At 58.3% G+C, this 18239-nt stretch carries 17 protein-coding genes; 13 read left to right on the top strand and 4 right to left on the bottom strand.

The annotated features are described in order from the left end of the window. Positions 1-51 precede the first annotated feature (51 nt). The 3 genes from RQ935_RS03655 to hpt all read left to right on the top strand — a co-directional run bounded on the left by RQ935_RS03655 (position 52) and on the right by hpt (position 3343). Positions 52-1413 carry an NlpC/P60 family protein gene (locus RQ935_RS03655; protein ID WP_311497249.1) on the top strand — a complete coding sequence of 454 codons (1362 nt, stop codon included), beginning with the start codon at positions 52-54 and terminating at the stop codon, positions 1411-1413. A 12-nt stretch (positions 1414-1425) separates the two neighbouring features. Next, positions 1426-2685 (top strand): tRNA lysidine(34) synthetase TilS, encoded by a 1260-nt coding sequence (gene tilS / locus RQ935_RS03650; RefSeq protein WP_311497248.1) that lies wholly within the window; start codon positions 1426-1428, stop codon positions 2683-2685. 103 nt (positions 2686-2788) lie between these two features. Continuing rightward, positions 2789-3343, top strand: coding sequence for a hypoxanthine phosphoribosyltransferase (gene hpt / locus RQ935_RS03645; RefSeq protein WP_311497247.1), 555 nt, complete (start codon positions 2789-2791; stop codon positions 3341-3343). 8 nt (positions 3344-3351) lie between these two features. On the opposite strand, the gene RQ935_RS03640 is transcribed toward hpt, so the two are convergent. Then, positions 3352-4566 (bottom strand): glycosyltransferase, encoded by a 1215-nt coding sequence (locus RQ935_RS03640; protein WP_311497246.1) that lies wholly within the window; start codon positions 4564-4566, stop codon positions 3352-3354. Between the two features lie 99 nt (positions 4567-4665). Here RQ935_RS03640 and ftsH point away from each other — a divergent pair, with 99 nt between their 5' ends. The 5 genes from ftsH (at position 4666) to RQ935_RS03615 (ending at position 10273) form a co-directional block, all read left to right on the top strand. After that, positions 4666-6945 (top strand): ATP-dependent zinc metalloprotease FtsH, encoded by a 2280-nt coding sequence (ftsH, locus tag RQ935_RS03635; RefSeq protein WP_311497245.1) that lies wholly within the window; start codon positions 4666-4668, stop codon positions 6943-6945. Then, the gene (gene folE, locus RQ935_RS03630; protein ID WP_296179382.1) at positions 6942-7517 is read left to right on the top strand and encodes a GTP cyclohydrolase I FolE; all 576 of its coding nucleotides are present in this window, start codon (positions 6942-6944) and stop codon (positions 7515-7517) included. The genes ftsH and folE overlap by 4 nt, the downstream gene beginning before the upstream one ends. A 66-nt stretch (positions 7518-7583) precedes the next feature. Next, positions 7584-8474, top strand: a complete 891-nt coding sequence (folP, locus tag RQ935_RS03625; protein WP_311497314.1) for a dihydropteroate synthase — start codon at positions 7584-7586, stop codon at positions 8472-8474. 15 nt (positions 8475-8489) lie between these two features. Further along, entirely contained in the window at positions 8490-9791 is a 1302-nt protein-coding gene (gene folK, locus RQ935_RS03620) for a 2-amino-4-hydroxy-6-hydroxymethyldihydropteridine diphosphokinase (RefSeq protein WP_311497244.1), read from the top strand. Further along, on the top strand, positions 9791-10273 hold the full coding sequence (locus tag RQ935_RS03615) for a DUF3180 domain-containing protein (protein WP_311497243.1): 483 nt from the start codon (positions 9791-9793) through the stop codon (positions 10271-10273). The genes folK and RQ935_RS03615 overlap by 1 nt, the downstream gene beginning before the upstream one ends. Before the next feature lie 37 nt (positions 10274-10310). Here RQ935_RS03615 and RQ935_RS03610 read toward each other — a convergent pair whose 3' ends face one another. Continuing rightward, positions 10311-10820: a hypothetical protein gene (locus RQ935_RS03610; protein WP_299293322.1), complete on the bottom strand. Its 510-nt coding sequence runs from the start codon at positions 10818-10820 to the stop codon at positions 10311-10313. A gap of 84 nt (positions 10821-10904) precedes the next feature. On the opposite strand from RQ935_RS03610, the gene RQ935_RS03605 reads away from it, so the two are divergent. Together RQ935_RS03605 and disA are read left to right on the top strand one after the other, a co-directional pair. After that, a complete protein-coding gene (locus tag RQ935_RS03605) occupies positions 10905-11717 on the top strand; it encodes a hypothetical protein (RefSeq protein ID WP_311497242.1) in 813 nt (270 codons plus the stop codon). A gap of 4 nt (positions 11718-11721) precedes the next feature. Beyond that, positions 11722-12795 (top strand): DNA integrity scanning diadenylate cyclase DisA, encoded by a 1074-nt coding sequence (gene disA / locus RQ935_RS03600; RefSeq protein WP_297722761.1) that lies wholly within the window; start codon positions 11722-11724, stop codon positions 12793-12795. A 14-nt stretch (positions 12796-12809) separates the two neighbouring features. On the opposite strand, the gene RQ935_RS03595 is transcribed toward disA, so the two are convergent. Continuing rightward, positions 12810-13778, bottom strand: coding sequence for a DUF808 domain-containing protein (locus RQ935_RS03595; protein WP_311497241.1), 969 nt, complete (start codon positions 13776-13778; stop codon positions 12810-12812). A gap of 99 nt (positions 13779-13877) precedes the next feature. After that, a complete protein-coding gene (locus RQ935_RS03590) occupies positions 13878-14837 on the bottom strand; it encodes a type II CAAX endopeptidase family protein (protein WP_311497240.1) in 960 nt (319 codons plus the stop codon). A gap of 289 nt (positions 14838-15126) precedes the next feature. Here RQ935_RS03590 and rpsL point away from each other — a divergent pair, with 289 nt between their 5' ends. The 3 genes from rpsL (at position 15127) to fusA (ending at position 18207) form a co-directional block, all read left to right on the top strand. Continuing rightward, positions 15127-15501, top strand: coding sequence for a 30S ribosomal protein S12 (rpsL, locus tag RQ935_RS03585; RefSeq protein ID WP_004008363.1), 375 nt, complete (start codon positions 15127-15129; stop codon positions 15499-15501). Between the two features lie 2 nt (positions 15502-15503). Further along, a complete protein-coding gene (gene rpsG, locus RQ935_RS03580; RefSeq protein ID WP_296179357.1) occupies positions 15504-15974 on the top strand; it encodes a 30S ribosomal protein S7 in 471 nt (156 codons plus the stop codon). Positions 15975-16074: 100 nt separating this feature from the next. Next, positions 16075-18207, top strand: a complete 2133-nt coding sequence (fusA, locus tag RQ935_RS03575; RefSeq protein WP_311497239.1) for an elongation factor G — start codon at positions 16075-16077, stop codon at positions 18205-18207. Positions 18208-18239 lie beyond the last annotated feature (32 nt).

Below are 18239 nucleotides of genomic sequence, written 5' to 3'. Positions count from 1 at the left end.
ACTGCCGATTGATGTGGTTAGAGTTAAAGAAGCTGTTAAGGGAGGCAGGCTTTGAGTAACGCAGACCAGTTTGGACCATGGAAGCGTCGCTTGGTGGCGATGAGTGTGGCTGCGGCTATGACGCTGGGGATGGGGGCAATTCCCCTGGCTGTGGGCGCTCCCAGCGCAAAACCGGATCGCATAGCCCAACTGGAAAGCGCTATTGCCCGCAACCGGGTGAAAGTCGATGAAGCCCAGTTACACTATGCCCAAACTGCCGAAGATTTTGCCGAGGCTACGGATGCTCTTAATGCCGCCACTGCTGAAGCCAGCGAAAGCGCGAAAAAAGCCCAGGCGGCGAAACGGGAAGCCGACGCGGCCAAAGCAAAGCTGGGTCGGCTGGCTGTGGCAATGTATCGCCAAAACAGCAGTGGATTGTCCGATTTGGCAGCTATTACCGAATCCGATGCCTTCCGCGACGCCGCTTTGAAGGAAGCCGCCACCGATGCTTTGGGCAATCAGGCAGACAACCAAACTCAGGGCTTGATGGCGCTGCAAAATGTCGCCGAAGTATTGCGCGACAAGGCCAATCGCGCCGCCAAAGCTAAGAAAGACGCGGCTGCCAGCTTGGCCACTACCGAAAAAACCGCTCGCGCCCAGGCCCAAGATGCTTTGGACGAGTTAAAGAAACTTGAATCTCAGCGGGAAAAAATCATTGTCGAGTTGGCGCGGGAACGCGAAGTGACGATTGCGGAAGAAAAAGCCCGGCAGGAAAAAGTCGAGCAGGAGCGACAAGCTGCCCTGGCGGCCGCGGCGCAGCGCAAACGTCAAGAACAAGAGGCTCTGGCAGCCCAGCAGGCAGCGGCTCGGGCAGCTCAACAGGCAGCGGAACAAAAAGCGCGTGAGCAGGCTGCTAAGGCGCAAGCAGACCGCCAGGCTCGCCAGGCAGCGGCTTCGGGACAATCTCCGCAAGCGACCTCGCAACCTAGCGTTGTCCCCTCTCAGCCGACAACTTCACCAGCGCCGACTTCTCAGCCCGCCGCGCCCCCCAGCAGTGCCGCGAGCGGGGGATATGGTCCGGCCTTGCTGGATTGGGCTAAAACGAAAACAGGTATTCCTTACGTTTGGGGTGGGACCGGGCCCGACGGCTACGACTGCTCTGGATTGGTTTATGCGGGGATGAAAGAGCTCGGCAAAGGAGTGCAGCGTTCCGCCGCTGCCCAATACAACGCCTACGCCAATGTTCCTTTCAGCGAAAAACAGCCGGGAGATTTGGTGTTTTGGTCCAATAACGGGACTGGTAACGGGGTCTACCACGTGGCGATTTACTCCGGCGGCGACACCATCCTGATGGCGCCTAAGCCCGGCAGTTCCGTGGGTATTTTCAACTTCTATAACCAGAACAAGATTATGCCTTTCGTGGCGCGCCTCTAATAGAATGCATCCATGAGTTCTCTGCCTCCCTTTGTTAGCCCTGAGGGTGCCGAGACGCGCCTTTGGGAGCATGACGCCGGGGGAGCTTTGGGGGAAATCCAGCTTGCGGTGCGCCGGGTGCTGCACTCACTAGGATCCCCGGAAGATACGCTGTTGTGTCTGGCGCTTTCGGGCGGTCCTGATTCGTTGAGTTTAGCGGCGGCTCTGATTCGCGTCGCTCTGCGTCACCCTCGCCCGTGGGTCGTGAGCTGCCTCACGGTAGATCACGGCTGGCGGTCCGAATCCGCCTCTGAATCGCAAGCCGCCGCCCGGTGTGCCCGCGAGCTGGGGTTTACTTCGGCGATGGTGTTGCGGGGCGAAAGTGGCGGAGGTGCAAACGGGCCGGAAGGCGAGGCGCGCCTGTTGCGCTGGGGATTGTTGGCACGCGCTGCCATAGCCGAGGCCAAAGCCCAGGGGAAGAACCACGCGGTTATTCTCACCGGGCATACGTTGGATGACCAGGCCGAAACCGTCTTGTTACGTTTGGCGCGGGGATCTTCGCTACGTTCCATTGCGGCCATGAGAGAGTTTGAGTCCTTGGATTGCCAAACCGGCCTACCCTTACGTTTTGCCTGGAGGGAGGCAGATTCCGGTGTCGATGCCGCGGTGGATTTGGGCCTAGCGCGTCCATTGCTGGGAATTCGGCGGGAACTCACCCAAGCCGCTTGTGAGCAGGCCGGGCTCGTAGCCGTCAACGATCCGAGCAACCGGATGGAAGGCCCCGTGAAAACTGCCGCTGGCCAGCCGTTACCTCGTGCTGCCATCCGCGAACAGGTTATGCCCGCTCTCGCGGCCGCGCTCGGTCAAGACCCCGCTCCCGCTTTGGCACGTCTGGCTGGTCAGGCCGCCGCGGACGACACCATACTGGAAATGCTCGCGGGAGAGGTCCTTTGGGAAGTGCTGAGCGACGAGCCCGGCGATGGGGAACCGGGGGACAGTGTAAAACTAGACCTCACGGTCATTGAGGGGTACAAATCCCACGACCTAATCCGCTATTCCGCCCCGGTCCTGCGCCGGGTGTTACGCCGAGCGAGCCTGTTAGCGGGGGCGAGGGTGGATTCCCTCACTGAAGCCCACCTGCGTGGCGTAGTGGGCCTGATTCATGACTGGCATGGCCAAGGTCCCCTCGCCCTGCCCGGGATTACCGTCACCCGCCGGGGGAACTTCTTGGAATTTGTCGGCCGCTCTCGCGACTGCTCTGACGGCTCCGACCCCGAAAAACGTTCGGATTAACCGAAAAAATGACGATTTAGGCAATGCCGGGGGAAGGCCTAAAATGGACACAGACCAGCGGGGGAACTTTTAGAATGAACCTGCAACTTGAGGGAGGCATCTGATGGACGCTGCAGACATAGGCGCAGACATGGAACGGGTCTTATTGACCGAGGAACAGATTCAAACCAGGCTCACCCAGATGGCGGCCGTCATTGACAACGACTACGCGGGTCGCGAAATCCTGCTGGTGGGGGTGTTGCGCGGAGCTGTCATGGTGATGGCGGACTTGGCTCGGAAACTGCACTCGCCCATTCAGATGGATTGGATGGCGGTGTCCTCTTACGGTTCTGGGACGAAATCGTCCGGGGTGGTGCGGATTTTGAAGGATCTGGACACCGATATTAAAGACCGTCACGTCTTAATCGTGGAGGACATTATCGATTCCGGCTTGACCCTGTCTTGGCTGGAGGCAAACCTGCGCACCCGGGGGTGTGCGTCCCTGAATATCGCGACTTTGTTGCGTAAACCCGATGCCGCCAAAGCGGTGGTCAATCCACGCTACGTGGGCTTCGATATTCCCAACGAATTCGTGGTCGGATACGGCCTGGACTACGCCGAACGCTACCGCAACCTGCCGTTTATCGGGCTCTTAGCGCCCCACGTTTACGAAAAGTAGCCGCGCGACTACTCCTGGGGGAATACGTAGTCGGGATCGATGGCGTCCAGATGCTGGCGCACTTTCGTGTTTTCTTCCTGAGCCGAACGGTACAGGGCTTCGTAGCTGTCCAGAGTTTTTTCAAAGTCATGGGGTTTAGCTTTCTCTAGGCTCATCTTGCCCATAAACTTGCGTTTTTGCTCGTTTAAAGCCAAGTCTTCCAGGTAATCGGAGAGAGCCTCGACATCTCCGGGCTGGAACAGGTAGCCGTTGACGCCGGGACTCACCAAGTGCGGCAGCCCTACCGCATTCGCCAAAATTACCGGAATCCCCGAACTCAGTGCCTCCAAAGTCGCCAAAGACTGCAGTTCCCCAGTGGAGGCGTTGACAAAAATATCGCTGCGCGCGTACATCTCGATGAGGGCATCGTCGTCCAGGTAACCATGGAAAGTAACCCGGTCAAAGACCCGCAGTTCCGCAGCTTTCCGCCGCAAATCTTCCTTTTTCGTGCCGGTTCCCACAATGTCAAAGTGCAGTTTGGTGGAGGGCTGCAGCAGGGCCAGGGCGGTGATGATGTCGTCCACGTGTTTCTGGTTTTCCAGACGTCCCACGTACAGAAGGTGCGGAATTTGGTGTTTTTCAGCCTTTTGAGCGGCAGCTTGGTGCACGGGCAGATTCACCCCGTTGCTGATGGAGATGCCTCCGCCCAGATGCGCGTGTTCTTTCATGACCGCGATAGCGGCGGGGCTGGGAGCGACCAGACGATCGGCTCGTTGGAACACATTTGCCAGGTCCCTCCAGGCCATATCCGCCAGCAGCTTGCCGATGAACTTCGGTACACAGCAAGAGATGCGGTCAAGGAGGTTTTCCGGAGTGAAGTGGTTTGTCACAACCAACGGCAGTCCCAATTCGTTGGCGTATTTGCAGACGGCCCGGCCCACGCTGAGGTGGGATTGCACGTGTACCACATCGGGATTTATACCCTGCAGAATTCGGCGCACGGTGCTATTAATTTTCCAAGGCATACTCAGAGAGAAACCACGGAGATAGGCAAATTCGTGGGAGCGCATCCGATGCTCGGAAATACCCGCAACGTTGGTGATATACGGCCTAGAAACTGGGGAAGGAGCGATGACATGAACGCTGTGGCCCCGAGCGCGCAGCCCGCGAGCTAAGTTCTGAGAAAAAATCGCATTCCCACTCACGTCTGGGGGATAAGAATCAGCCGCGATAACAATCTTCATGATGCTCTCTTTATAGTTGGCGTAAAACTGGGGGAATGCACCCATTTTATAGCTGTTTGGTAGGCTTAAGGTGTTGTACCGGATAACGGAAAAGTGAACATGGACAAGACGAATAAAACTCCAAAGAAAAAACAAATCTCTGGCGGCATCGCGGCCTTTGTAGTCATCGCAATAATTGTGGCTTTCATGGTTTTTTCTGCCCAAGGCGGTCCCACTCGCATTACCACCGACGAAGGTTTGACGTTGTTGCGGGGCAGCACCGTTGAAAAAGTCGTTATCAACGATGGCACCCAGACCGTCAGTATGGAGTTGACCAAGTCCTACCAACGTCCGCGGGTTTACCTGCCCAAAGACGGTCCTTTCGGGTTGAAACCGAATGCGGATGCGGGTAAAAAGGTTTCTTTTTCGTATGTTCGTCCCCAAGCTGAGACGGTTGCGAACGCGGTAGCCGACGCGAAACCAAAGAAGGGTTTCGATTCTATCTATCCGGTGTCCTCCTGGTGGGAGTCCATGCTCACTTTGATGGTGCCGATGATTATCATCTTTGTGGTGTTTTTCTGGTTTGTTTCGCGCATGGGCGGGGGTATGGGTCCCCTCGGAATGGGTAGAGCAAAGCCTCGAATGTTCAACAAAGAGGACGAAACGAAAGTGACGTTCGCTGACGTTGCGGGCGTCAATGAGGCTGTGGAGGAATTGGAGGAAATCAAAGAGTTCCTGGCGGAGCCCGAAAAGTTCCACAAGCTTGGGGCGAAGATTCCCAAGGGGGTGCTGCTCTACGGTCCTCCCGGCACCGGTAAGACCCTGTTGGCTCGCGCGGTTGCGGGAGAAGCCGGGGTGCCGTTCTTTTCGATGAGCGGTTCCGAGTTCGTCGAGATGTTCGTGGGTATGGGCGCCTCCCGAGTGCGGGATTTGTTTGAGCAGGCACGGGCGGCGGCTCCGGCCATCATTTTTGTTGACGAGATTGACGCGGTAGGTCGTCACCGCGGCACCGGCTTGGGCGGGGGTCACGATGAACGCGAACAGACCTTGAACCAGCTGCTGGTTGAGATGGACGGATTCGATGAACGCACCAACGTCATCATGATTGCCGCTACCAACCGTGCCGATGTGCTCGATCCGGCTTTGTTGCGTCCCGGTCGTTTTGATCGTCAAGTCGCGGTCGAAGCCCCGGATTTAAAGGGACGCGAAGCGATTTTGGCGGTTCACTCCAAGAACAAGCCCTTGGCTCCCGATGCGGATATGAAATCTCTGGCCAAACGTTCCCCCGGATTCACCGGCGCGGATTTGGCCAATGTTTTGAACGAAGCGGCCCTGCTGGCGGCACGTCACAGTCGGGAAGTCATTACCGCCCAGGATCTCGATGAAGCGGTGGACCGGGTTATTGCCGGGCCCCAGAAGCATTCGCGGATTATGAACGACCACGACAAACTGGTCACTGCCTACCACGAGGGTGGCCACGCCTTGTGCGCCGCGGCATCGAACTATTCAGACCCCGTGACGAAAGTGACGATTCTGCCCCGTGGACACGCCTTGGGCTACACCATGGTCATGCCCACCGAGGATCGCTATTCCGAGACCCGTAATCAGCTGCTGGACCAGCTGGTTTACGCTATGGGAGGGCGAGTCGTAGAGGAAATCGTGTTCCAGGACCCCTCTACCGGGGCGTCTAATGACATTGAAAATGCCACCGCTATCGCCCGCAAGATGGTGACCCGCTGGGGCTTGTCGGCCGGGTTGGGAGCGGTTCGTTACGGCAGCTCCCACGATGAACCTTTTGTGGGCATGGATTATGGCAAAGCGCAAGATTATTCCGATTCCACCGCTCATGCGATCGACACGGAGGTGCAAGATTTGATGGAAGCCGCCACGCGAGAAGCCTGGTCCATCATTACCGAGAATCGTGACATTTTGGATACGCTCGCGCGCCGCTTGCTGGAGGAAGAAACTCTGGACGAAAAAGCCTTGGATGTCATCTTTAAAGATGTTAAGAAAGCGCCGCGCCGCACCGTGTGGCAGTCTTATGAAGGGCTAACCTCCCATGACCGCGGACCTATCGAGATTCCTGAAGCCGTGAGGATTCGTAACGCCAAAGCCAGCGCAGAGTCGGGAGAAGGTTTCGCTTTGGATGGTGCCGATCGCCCGTTGGCGGATTCAGGGCTCGGGGGAACCGTGCCGTTTGGTCAGGGGGAAGTGAAGACCGAGGAAAACCCGGCAGATTCGCAACTGGACCCCGCAGCTGCGGCTGATTTGAGCTTGCCGATTCCTCCGATCGGGAAGAAACAAGAGGTGCGTATTCTCGACGACACCGACCCGCTGCCTCCGACTGAAAACCCAAGTGGGGAACCTGCGCCAGCACCTAGTGAGGATGAAAACGAATGAACGCGACCTATGACCCCGAAGGGGTGACCCGGGCTATCCGGGATTTGTTGGTGGCGGTGGGGGAAGACCCCGACCGCGAGGGCTTGCGCGAAACCCCGGACCGGATGGCCCGCTCTTTTGCGGAGCTGCTGCAAGGCTACCAAGAGGATCCGCGAAAGCATCTGGAGCGAATGTTCCCGGTGGAACACAACGACCTTGTTCTGGTCAAAGACATCCCGTTCAACTCCATGTGTGAACACCACCTGCTGCCGTTCGTGGGACTGGCGCACGTGGGCTATATCCCGCAGGGGAAACGGATTACGGGGCTGTCCAAGCTGGCGCGGCTGGTGGACGGGTACGCGCACCGTTTGCAGGTGCAAGAACGCCTGACCCAGCAAATCGCTGACGCGGTGTGGCAGGTGCTCCAGCCGCAGGGGGTCATCGTGGTGCTGCAGGCCGAACATATGTGCATGACGGTGCGCGGGGTAAAGAAGCCGGGGGCTCGCACCACGACTTCCGCGGTGCGCGGGGTGATGGAACACTCCAGCACGACGCGTTCTGAAGCGATGAGTCTGATTTTGTCTGCGGACTAGGACGCCGTGGACATCGGTTCGGGTTGCCCGGGCCGGTTCAGAAACGAAGAGGGAGAGAGGCATATGATGGCTGTTCCAGTCGGGACCCAGCCCGCCCCATCGGCGCCAGCGCTGCCGGACTATCTGCGCCCCCAGCGCACCCTGGTGATGGGGGTTTTGAACGTGACCCCGAATTCCTTTTCGGACGGCGGAAAATGGCTTGATTCGAGCCGGGCGGTGTCTCACGCCCTGGAAATGGTGGCACAGGGAGCTGACCTGGTTGACGTGGGGGGCGAATCGACCGCGCCGGGTCGCAAACCTGTGGAGGTTGAGGAAGAAATCGCCCGTGTCCTGCCGGTCATTACAAAGTTGGTTGCGGCCGGCATGACTGTTTCGGTGGATACCCTGCACGCGAAAACTGCCCAGGCGGCCGTGGAGGCGGGAGCCAGCATCATCAACGATGTTTCGGGCGGAATCGTGGACGACTCCATGTTTGCCACGGTGGCTGCGCTTCAGTTGCGCTACCCGCAGCTGAGCTATATTTGCCAGCACTGGCGGGGCAGTCCAGAGAAGGCCAACGAGTTGGCCGTCTATGACGATGTGGCTGGGGAAACCTGGCATGAGGTGGAGGCGCGCCTGGAACTCATGCGCCACAGCGGTATTGATATGCACCGAGTCATCATCGATCCCGGCCTGGGATTTTCCAAGGTCGGTGAGCAGGACTGGGAGGTGCTGGCGAACCTAGATGTGTTTTTACACCGTGGCTACCCGGTGCTTATCGGTCCGTCACGAAAACGATATTTAGCGGATTTGGAGACGGCGGCCAGTGACCGCCATCCTCGCGATGATGCCACTGCAGCAGTTTCCATGTATGGCGCACTGCACAAGGTTTGGGCGGTGCGCGTACACAACGTGGCTCCGGCAGCGGTGGCTGTCCGGGCGGCGGCTCTCCTTGACGCCCACCATCATCCCTGTTGAGAGGCAGTTTTACAGATGACTTTACGACATGCTCCCGGACCGGATTCTCCACGAGATGCCCTCGGGCGCTCTGTTGACGTGGTTGACCGTTTGGACGGTCTGGATTCCATCACGCTGCGCGGGATTTTCGCGCGGGGCATTCACGGAGTTTTGGAATCGGAGCATCACGCCCCCCAGGACTTTTCGGTCGACCTAACCCTGTGGTTCGATTCCCGTCGGGCAGCCAGCTCGGATGACGTCGCTCACACCGTCGATTACTCAGTCGTGGCTGAAAAGATTGTCGCGGTCATTGAAGGGAAAAGCGCCTCCCTGATTGAGCGTCTGGCTACGCACATCGCCCTGTCTGTGCTGGAGGATTCGCGCATTGCGGCGGTCCAAGTCACCTTGCATAAACCTCATGCCTGCATGGATGTGCAATTCGAAGACGTGGCGATACGCATTTTGCGCACGCGGGCGGATTTTGCAGCGCACTTGGCTGATTATCCCGCCAACCTGACCTTACGCCCCGAGCAGGCTCGCCCCGCAGTGTTGGCTTTGGGTGCGAACTTGGGCAATCCGCTGGGAACGCTGCGAGAGGTGGTGGCCGCCCTGCAGTCCGCTCCGGAGTTCGAACGGGTGGAGGTCTCGCCCCTAGCTCGGACTCGTCCGGTGCTGCAGCCCGGCGCCGCCCCGCAACCGGATTACTACAACGCGGTGGTGCAAGTGTGGTCGCGTTTGTCTGCGGTAGAGCTGTTGAATTTGGCGCATCATCTGGAAGATACCCACGGGCGGGAGCGGCCCTATCGCTGGGCAGCGCGGACTTTGGATGTTGACGTGATTGACGTTGAAGGGGTGACTTCTGACGATTCACGCCTGGCCTTGCCCCACCCGCGAGCCTCCGCACGAGCGTTTGTCTTGGTACCTTGGTCCCGACTTGACCCGCACGCGACTCTGGAGGGTCGCTCCGTCTCTCAACTTGCGGCTTGGGCGCAGGACGCCAACGGAATTGTGAACCTGTGGACGGACTGGCTGGTGACCGATCCGGAAACGAAGCCGGAACAGAACGCGCCGAACCTCCCTTCTGCCCCCGATTTCACGGACGTACCCGAAGGCTCTCCGCTGGGCGAGCCGGAGGACAGGGACCGCGACGGTTTCGGTCTGCCGTCTTGGCAAGCCGCCCTGCCCGGAGCGGATGCCCGGCCTCGCGTGGTCGACAACGACACCGAAATCGACATTATTCGTCAAGATTCCACCCCTTCGGCCGCGAACTCGCTTTCCTCCGCGCAGCCCACAGTCCCTGCCCCACAGTGGAAGCGTGTCAGGAAGCGGCGGCACTGATGAGCCACACGAAACCTGTCGTACTGGTGCTCCTGACCGTGGTGGTGGGAGCCCTCAGCGCCGCGTTGCTGAACTTCCTGTACAACCAAGGCGCCTCGCTGCCGCGTGACGGTGTGGAATTCGGTTTGGTTGCCCTGATTATTTCCCTCTTGAGCGCGTGGTTGGCGGCGCACGTACATAGGCTCAAGAAGCGTCAGGAGACTTGGATGAGCGCGGTGGGGGCCGCTCGGGTGGCGGCGCTGTCTCTCGCCCTGTCGCACACCGGGGCCATTTTCCTGGGCTATTTCGGGGCGCAGTCCATCTTTATACTGGTGAACTTGGGAAACGATGCTCTGGCAGAGACGCTATGGAGAAAGATTGTGGCGGTTATCGGCGCGGCATTGATGGTGGCAACCGGACTGATCATCGAAAAAATCTGCACTATCGACCCGGAGGATCCGAAATCTCAATCCTCGTCTGGAGCGACCCCGGAAGCTGCTTAGACAGGGGGGACAATGCCTCTCGAACCGACGCTAACAATCAGTTCGTCTGCGCGTCGTCAACCAGGTAACCTGCGGCAAACAGCAGGGAGATAGGGATAGCTTGGCGAGTATGAGCCAGTTTCACCCCGGACAGGCGGCGGCGCTCACCCCGGCGAAACAGCCAGAACTCCAGCCAAATACTGCAACCCAGCAACACCGTTCCGAAAGCTCCCAGCAGCATCAACACGCGCCAATCCAGATTCTTGGGATCGAATTTCACGTTGTCGCTGGTCATTTCCCAAGCCTCTTGGTCGGGGCTTTCCGAGGCGATGTCATCGCGTACCGCGGTGACGGTATCCCGCGCCACCAAAGCGGTCAAAGCTGTCAAAGCGGGAATGATGCCCAAGCGCACCAAAGCTCGCGGTTTCTTTTCCGTGAATAGATCCGGAGAGGCGTACCAGGCAAAAGTCAGCAGGGAACCGATGCCGGTGATTGCGAGTTGGCGGGGGGTCACAATCTGGCCACGTGAACCCCTGCCGGAGGACTGGTGCCTTGTCGACGCGCTCATGAAAACTCCTTCGTTTTGACAAAATTCTAGCAACTAACGGCGTGGACTTTCGGGTTTTGCGTCTCTAAGCCGTAACTTAGGAGCATGGTGGACACTGACACAGACAGGCAACGCGCGGATAGACAGCCGCGCTCTACGGTGTCCCGAAACGGCGGGAAATCCGGAACCGCCACAGCACGTAAAACGCAGTCGGGGACTGCCGGAAAAACAGGGATAAACCGTGGAAAGCCGCGTCCGCCAAAGTACACTGAGGCTCAAATTCGGCGCAATCGTCTGATTGCCCTAGCGATTGTAATTTTGGCCATCGTGGGAATGGTGCTGGTGATTCGTGAGGTCGCGACCGCTTTTACCCGGTGGCAAGCCGCCCAAGCGGAAGATGCTAGGGCTTATCAGATTCGGATGGCAGAACGCACTTTCTCCCCGCCGCAGCCCTGCGTGGACAAATCCTTGGAAATCACGCTGACCCACCCCAGTGCGGTAATCAATGTCGGGGCTGGGGACCAAGCCGAGATGACCCTGCACAACGCCGGCAAAGCGGCTTGTACCGTGATGATTGACCCCGCAAAAGTGGGGATGCAGATTATTTCGGGCAACCAAATCATTTACAACTCAACCAAATGCCAGCCCGCCGACGCCCCGACCCAGCAACTGTTGCTGGATCGAGGCATGACTTGGAAACATAACCTGAGCTGGGACGGTCTGGTGCATAACGCGGATTGTTCACCCGCCAGCCAGGCTGCCATGGCGGGCACCTATCGCCTCAACACGGTGTGGAACGGAGCTGTTGTCGGACCAGAAACTGTCTTTGCTCTGCAGGATCCGCCTCCTGCCCCCAGCGCCGCGCCGGAAAGCCCGCCGCAAACCAGTCACGAAAACCCCGCGAAAACAGTAGGATAAAACCATGAACGACGCGCAGAGATTCCGGGAAGTGATTACCATGCTGGCTCCGGGTACCGAGCTGCGCGATGGACTCGACCGAGTCATCCGGGCGCATGCCGGCGCCCTGGTGGTGTTGGGCTACGAGGACCACATCAGAAGGATTTGTTCCGACGGTTTTGAGTTCGACATTGATTTCTCGGCCACGCGGCTGCGCGAACTGTGCAAAATGGACGGCGCGGTCATTATCGACCCGAACAAATGGCGGATTCGCCGCGCAAACGTCCAGCTGCTTCCTGACCCCTCCATTCCCACCACCGAATCCGGCATGCGCCACCGCACGGCTCACCGTGTCGCGGTGCAAAGCGGCAACCCGGTTATTGCCGTATCGCATTCCCTGCGGGCCATTTCGCTGTATCTGGGCAATAAACGCTACGTGCTGGAAGACCCGGAAACCCTGCTGACCCGTGCGTCTCTGGCGATTGACACCTTGGAAAAATATCGGATTCGTTTGAACGAAGTCTCAGACCTGCTGACCACTATGGAAATCGACGACATGGTTACCGCCCGTGACGTGGCGCTGGTGGTGCAACGTCAAGAAATGGTGCGTCGGGTCGGACATGAAGTGTCCGATATGCTCATTCAGCTGGGCGAACACGGGCGCCTATTGAAAATGCAGCAAGCTGAGCTGATGCGCGGCTTTGCGGTGAACCGTTCCCTGCTGATTCGTGACTATATTCCCGATGAATACTCAGAGGAAAAGGTGGTCAATCGCCTGGGCGAACTGGACGATGCAGAACTGTTGGATTTGAGCTTGGTGGCCCGCATCATCGGGGTGAGCGGAATGGGCTCGGAAATCCTCGAGATTCCCTTGAGTGCCCGCGGTTTGCGCATGTTGGCGCGGATTCCGCGGCTTCCTGCCCATATTGTTGAGGCGATTACGCGCCGGTGGGGGACTTTGTCCGAGCTGCTAGAGGTTTCCACCGAAGAACTGATGGAAATCGAAGGAGTCGGGCCGGGACGCGCCCAGATTATTCACGACAGTTTGGAACAGGTCGTGGAAAATTCGGCTCTGGAACGGATTGCCTCGCACTCCTAATCCCGCTGTAGCGACTAGAGTTCTTCCGGAGGATTTTTCCGCTGGATTCGTTTCACGATGGCGCTAATACCCCAAACTGTTACGGTCACAATGGCACCGAGAACAAATCCTAGCAACATAGCTAATACGGTTTCCGTGATCCAAGCACCTGCCGCGCTGGCTACCGGTACAGAACTCGCTACCGCGTGACCACAAGCCTGCATGAATCCGAATATGAGAGGCATCCCCACTTCAGCTAGTCCACTAAAGAACAGATGTCCTCCCACCCACAACATCGCCGCGACCCCGACTGTGGAGAGAATCTTGAGGATAGCGGGCATCAGCCGAATCAGCAACCGTCCGGTAGCCTGAGAGAACTTGTGGTGGGTGCGGCTCAATGCCAAGCCCACGTCATCCATCTTTACCAGTAGCGCTACTACTCCATAGACCAGCGCCGTAATCAGGAAAGCCACCACAATCAGAGCCCCGATTTGCATCGCCAGGCTCTGCGTGCGGACCTCGTTTAGGGCCACCACCATAATTTCGGTGGACAAGATGAGGTCGGTGCGGGTGGCGTCGCGCACGATGCGTTTTTCTTCCTCTGCGGCGTTAGCTGAGGTTGGGGTGTTGTGAGTGGCGCCAGTCTGGTGGTGGAAAATATGCCCCAAAATTTTTTCGGCACCTTCAAAGCACAAGTATGCCCCTCCCACCATCAAGATGGGGGTCAGAGCGGCGGGCAGAAAATAATTCAACAGCAACGAAACCACCAGGATGACGGCTTTATTGATGATTGAGCCGCGGGCAATCTTGGCGATGACCGGAAGTTCTCGCTTCGGGGCAATCCTCGCTACGTACTGAGGAGTGACGGCGGTATCGTCAATCACGACCCCAACCGCCTTGCCGCTGGCTCGGGCCGCCACTCCTGTCACATCGTCAAGTGAAGTGGCCGCGGCTTTCGCCAAAGCCGCCACGTCGTCTAATAGTGCCAACAACCCTGCAGACAAAAATTACCTCCCCAAATCGGTTTACAGTCTAAAAACGCAACTGCCCGAAAATCGCGACCAGTGAAAGCATTAACCTGTCGAGTTACCCCGTTAATCCGCTCATTTCTGCGACAAATCCGGGCTTTCAGGATGGCGGCGCATCCGTAGCACGATGAGCGTCGTAGCGGCCAGGCAAACGATGGCGGTCAGGAAAGAACCCTCCACCCCGACGCTGCCGCCGGTAATCCACTGGGGACCGACAAAGGTACCTTGCAACAGCCCGTGCTGTTCCCCGGTACCGGACACGACCGACCCCCAAAAGGAGCCCTGCATCGCGTTCCATCCAAAATGCAGTCCGATGGGGAACCATAGCCGGTGTTTCCACAGGTAGGCGGCTCCCAGCAGCGGTCCGCCACTGAGAGCCAGGGCGACAACCCCCATTCCCGTCATACCGGGATTCATCAGGTGCAGTCCTCCGAACACCACGGTGGACATGGTGATGGCCCACACCGGCCCCCAAGCTCGGTCAAAAAGCCGCACCATCACCCCGCGGAACAGCAGCTCCTCCCATACACAGGACACCAGACCCATAGCTATGCCCAGACCCACGCCGGGTTCAATACTGACCTGGGTCAGCTGCCAATGTCCGCTGGCCCACAGGATTAGCATCGGCAAGCTCACCAGCCCCGCCCCCGTCGCGATTCCCGCCAGGATTTCGGGCAATGCCGGCTTGGCAGCCAGCTCCGTAACCCGACGCTTCGCAAACAAGCCCACCAGGAGGCGGTAGGCGGCAATTTCCGCGACGCACAGAATCAGGCCGCAAAGCCCCAGAGCTAAGGGCGCTTCAAAAATTTTCTCGGGAGAGCTACCGGTGCCCACCACGGCGCCGTAGATATTCGTTGCCAAACCGATGACCACCAGGTACACCCCAATCAGCGCCATGGGCAGCAAAGTCGCTTGCATCCACACGCCCTTTTCCCCGGCGAGGCGTTCCTTGGCGGCACTTGCGGCCAGAAGGGGACTGTCCGCAGCGGGTTCGATGGGCTCGGGGGGCTGAGGTTTGGGCTGGTCTTCGCTCATGGTTTCATTATAGTGCAGCCGGGTTTGTCTCGCGCACCGACTGGTTTTGTCGCGGGTTCGCAGTTTTGGTAAGATAGCTCTTTGGTGTCTGTTTTTAGTCACCCAGAGTCGCGCGAAGAAACTCGTGCGAACAGCGGGCTCGCTCCGTTCGAGCTCCGGACGCAACCTGAAATGTCGTTCTTGAACCAAGGACCAAAGGAAGGCGGACCGGCCCCCGGACGGTACAGCTATGTCCGCGGGGCGGCTACAAAGCCTTAGATTCCAAGCAAATTCAAGAAACGGAGTTACTGTGCCTACTATTGAACAACTTGTCCACCAAGGACGTACCAGCAAGCGCACGAAGTCCAAGACCCCGGCCTTGGCAGGCTCTCCGCAGCGTCGTGGCGTGTGCACTCGTGTGTACACCACCACCCCGAAGAAGCCGAACTCGGCTCTGCGCAAGGTCGCTCGTGTGCGTCTTTCTTCCGGCATCGAAGTCAGCGCCTACATTCCTGGCGTTGGCCACAACCTTCAGGAACACTCCATCGTGCTGGTGCGCGGTGGCCGTGTGAAGGACCTCCCGGGTGTGCGCTACCACATCGTGCGCGGCGCTCTCGATACCCAGGGTGTGCGCGACCGTAAACAGGGTCGCTCCAAGTACGGCGCTAAGAAGGAGAAGAAGTAAGAATGCCTCGTAAAGGACCGGCGCCTAAGCGCCCACTCATTGCTGACCCGGTGTACAACTCTCCGCTGGTCACCCAGCTCGTCAATCGCGTCCTGTTGGACGGGAAAAAGTCCGTGGCTCAGAGCATCGTCTATGGTGCGCTGCAAGGTGTGGCTCACAAGACCGAGCAGGACCCCATCGTGGTGCTCAAGCGCGCTATGGAGAATATTCGTCCGCACTTGGAGGTTCGTTCCCGTCGTGTCGGTGGGGCAACCTACCAGGTTCCGGTGGAAGTCAAAGCCTCTCGCGCGACCACTTTGGCGCTGCGTTGGCTGGTGGATTTCTCCCGTCAGCGTCGTGAAAAGACCATGACCGAACGGCTCATGAACGAAATTTTGGATGCTTCCAACGGCTTGGGTGCCGCGGTGAAGCGCCGTGAGGACGTTCACAAGATGGCTGAAGCTAACCGCGCCTTTGCCCACTACCGCTGGTAGTCGCCGGGCAGTCGCTGCCTGTAAGTTCCGGATGTAAACCCGCACCGAGTGACTTATAGAATTACTAAGAAATAACAAATACTAACGAAGGGACACGCCCGTGGCACTTGACGTGCTAACTGACCTTAAGAAGGTCCGCAACATTGGCATCATGGCACACATCGATGCTGGTAAGACGACCACGACGGAACGCATCCTGTTCTACACCGGTATCAACTACAAGATCGGTGAAACGCACGATGGCGCTTCGACTATGGACTGGATGGAACAGGAACAAGAACGCGGTATCACCATTACCTCCGCGGCTACGACCTGTTTCTGGAAGAACAATCAAATCAACATCATCGACACCCCCGGACACGTGGACTTCACCGTTGAGGTGGAACGTTCCCTGCGCGTCTTGGACGGAGCGATAGCGGTGTTTGACGGTAAGGAAGGCGTGGAACCGCAGTCCGAAACCGTGTGGCGCCAGGCTGACAAGTACAACGTGCCGCGTATCTGCTTCATCAACAAGATGGACAAGCTGGGTGCGGACTTCGACTTTTCGGTCCAGACCATCATTGACCGCTTGGGGGCTCGTCCGGTAGTGATGACTTTCCCGATGGGCGCGGAATCCGACTTTGTCGGTGTCATTGACGTTTTGCGTCAGCAAGCCGTGTACTTCCCTGAGAAAGATGCTGACGGTAACGAAACCAAGGGCGCCGTTGTCGAGTACAAAGACATTCCCGCGGAATACCAGGAAAAGGCCGCGAAGTACCTGGAGACAGCTACCGAAGAGGCCGCTGAGGCCAGCGACGAACTGATGGAGGCCTACCTCGAGAACGGCGAGCTGAGCGTTGACCAGATTAAGCAAGGAATCCGGGCGCGCACCGTTCGTTCCGAGATTTACCCGGTCTATGGCGGCTCCGCTTTTAAGAACAAGGGCGTGCAGCCCTGCTTGGACGGGGTCATCGACTACCTGCCCTGCCCGCTGGATGTTGAGGAGGTTCGCGGTTTCCGTCCCGGTCACGAGGAGGAAGGCGAAACCGAATCCCGCAAGCCTGATGAGAACGAGCCTTTTGCCGCTTTGGCCTTCAAGGTGGCCGTGCACCCGTTCTACGGCAAGCTGACCTACGTGCGCGTGTACTCCGGGAAAGCCGAGCAAGGCACCCAGATCTACAACTCCACTAAGGGAAAGAAAGAGCGCGTGGGCAAGCTGTTCCAGATGCACTCCAACCATGAGAATCCGGTGGAAGTCGCTCACGCTGGTCACATCTATGCCTTTATTGGTTTGAAAGAGACCACCACCGGCGACACGCTGTGCGCCATCGACAAGCCGATTGTGCTGGAATCCATGACCTTCCCCGAACCCGTGATTCACGTGGCGGTGGAACCGAAGTCAAAGGCCGATCAGGAAAAGATGGGCATCGCCATCCAGAAGCTGGCCGAGGAAGACCCGACCTTTACCGTGCGTCTGGACGAGGAAACCGGACAGACCGTTATTGGCGGTATGGGCGAGCTGCACTTGGACATCATCGTGGACCGGATGAAGCGCGAGTTCAAGGTGGAAGCTAACGTCGGCAAGCCCATGGTGGCTTACCGTGAGACCATCAAGAAGAAGGTCGAGAAGGTCGAATACACCCACAAGAAACAGACCGGTGGTTCCGGCCAGTTCGCGAAGGTGCTGGTGACGTTCGAGCCGTTGAGCGAGGAAGAACGGGCCGAGGGCAACACCTACGCTTTCGAAGACAAGGTCACCGGGGGTCGTGTTCCGCGCGAATACATTCCTTCCGTTGACGCAGGCATTCGCGAGGCTATGGAATCCGGCGTTTTGGCCGGATACCCGATGGTGGACGTGAAAGCAACGTTGGAGGACGGCGCTTACCACGAAGTCGACTCCTCGGAAATGGCTTTCAAGATTGCCGGCAACATGGTGTTCAAGGAAGGCGCCAAGAAGGCGAATCCCGTCATCTTGGAACCCATCATGGATGTGGAAGTCCGTACTCCCGAGGAGTACATGGGTGATGTCATCGGCGACCTGAACTCCCGCCGTGGCAACATTGCTTCCATGAATGACGGCCAGGGCGTGAAGGTTATTCGTGCCAAGGTGCCGTTGTCAGAAATGTTTGGCTACATCGGCGACCTGCGTTCCAAGACCCAGGGCCGCGCGGTGTTCACCATGCAGTTCGATTCCTACGCCGAGGTTCCGCGTTCGATTTCCGAAGAAATCATCGCCAACAACCGCGGTGCATAAGGGTTCTTTTCCTTTTTGGCAGTGTCCCCGGC

It is taken from the genome of uncultured Mobiluncus sp., assembly GCF_963511525.1.
Lineage (GTDB): Bacteria > Actinomycetota > Actinomycetes > Actinomycetales > Actinomycetaceae > Mobiluncus.
This window is presented reverse-complemented; position numbering and strand designations above follow the sequence as displayed.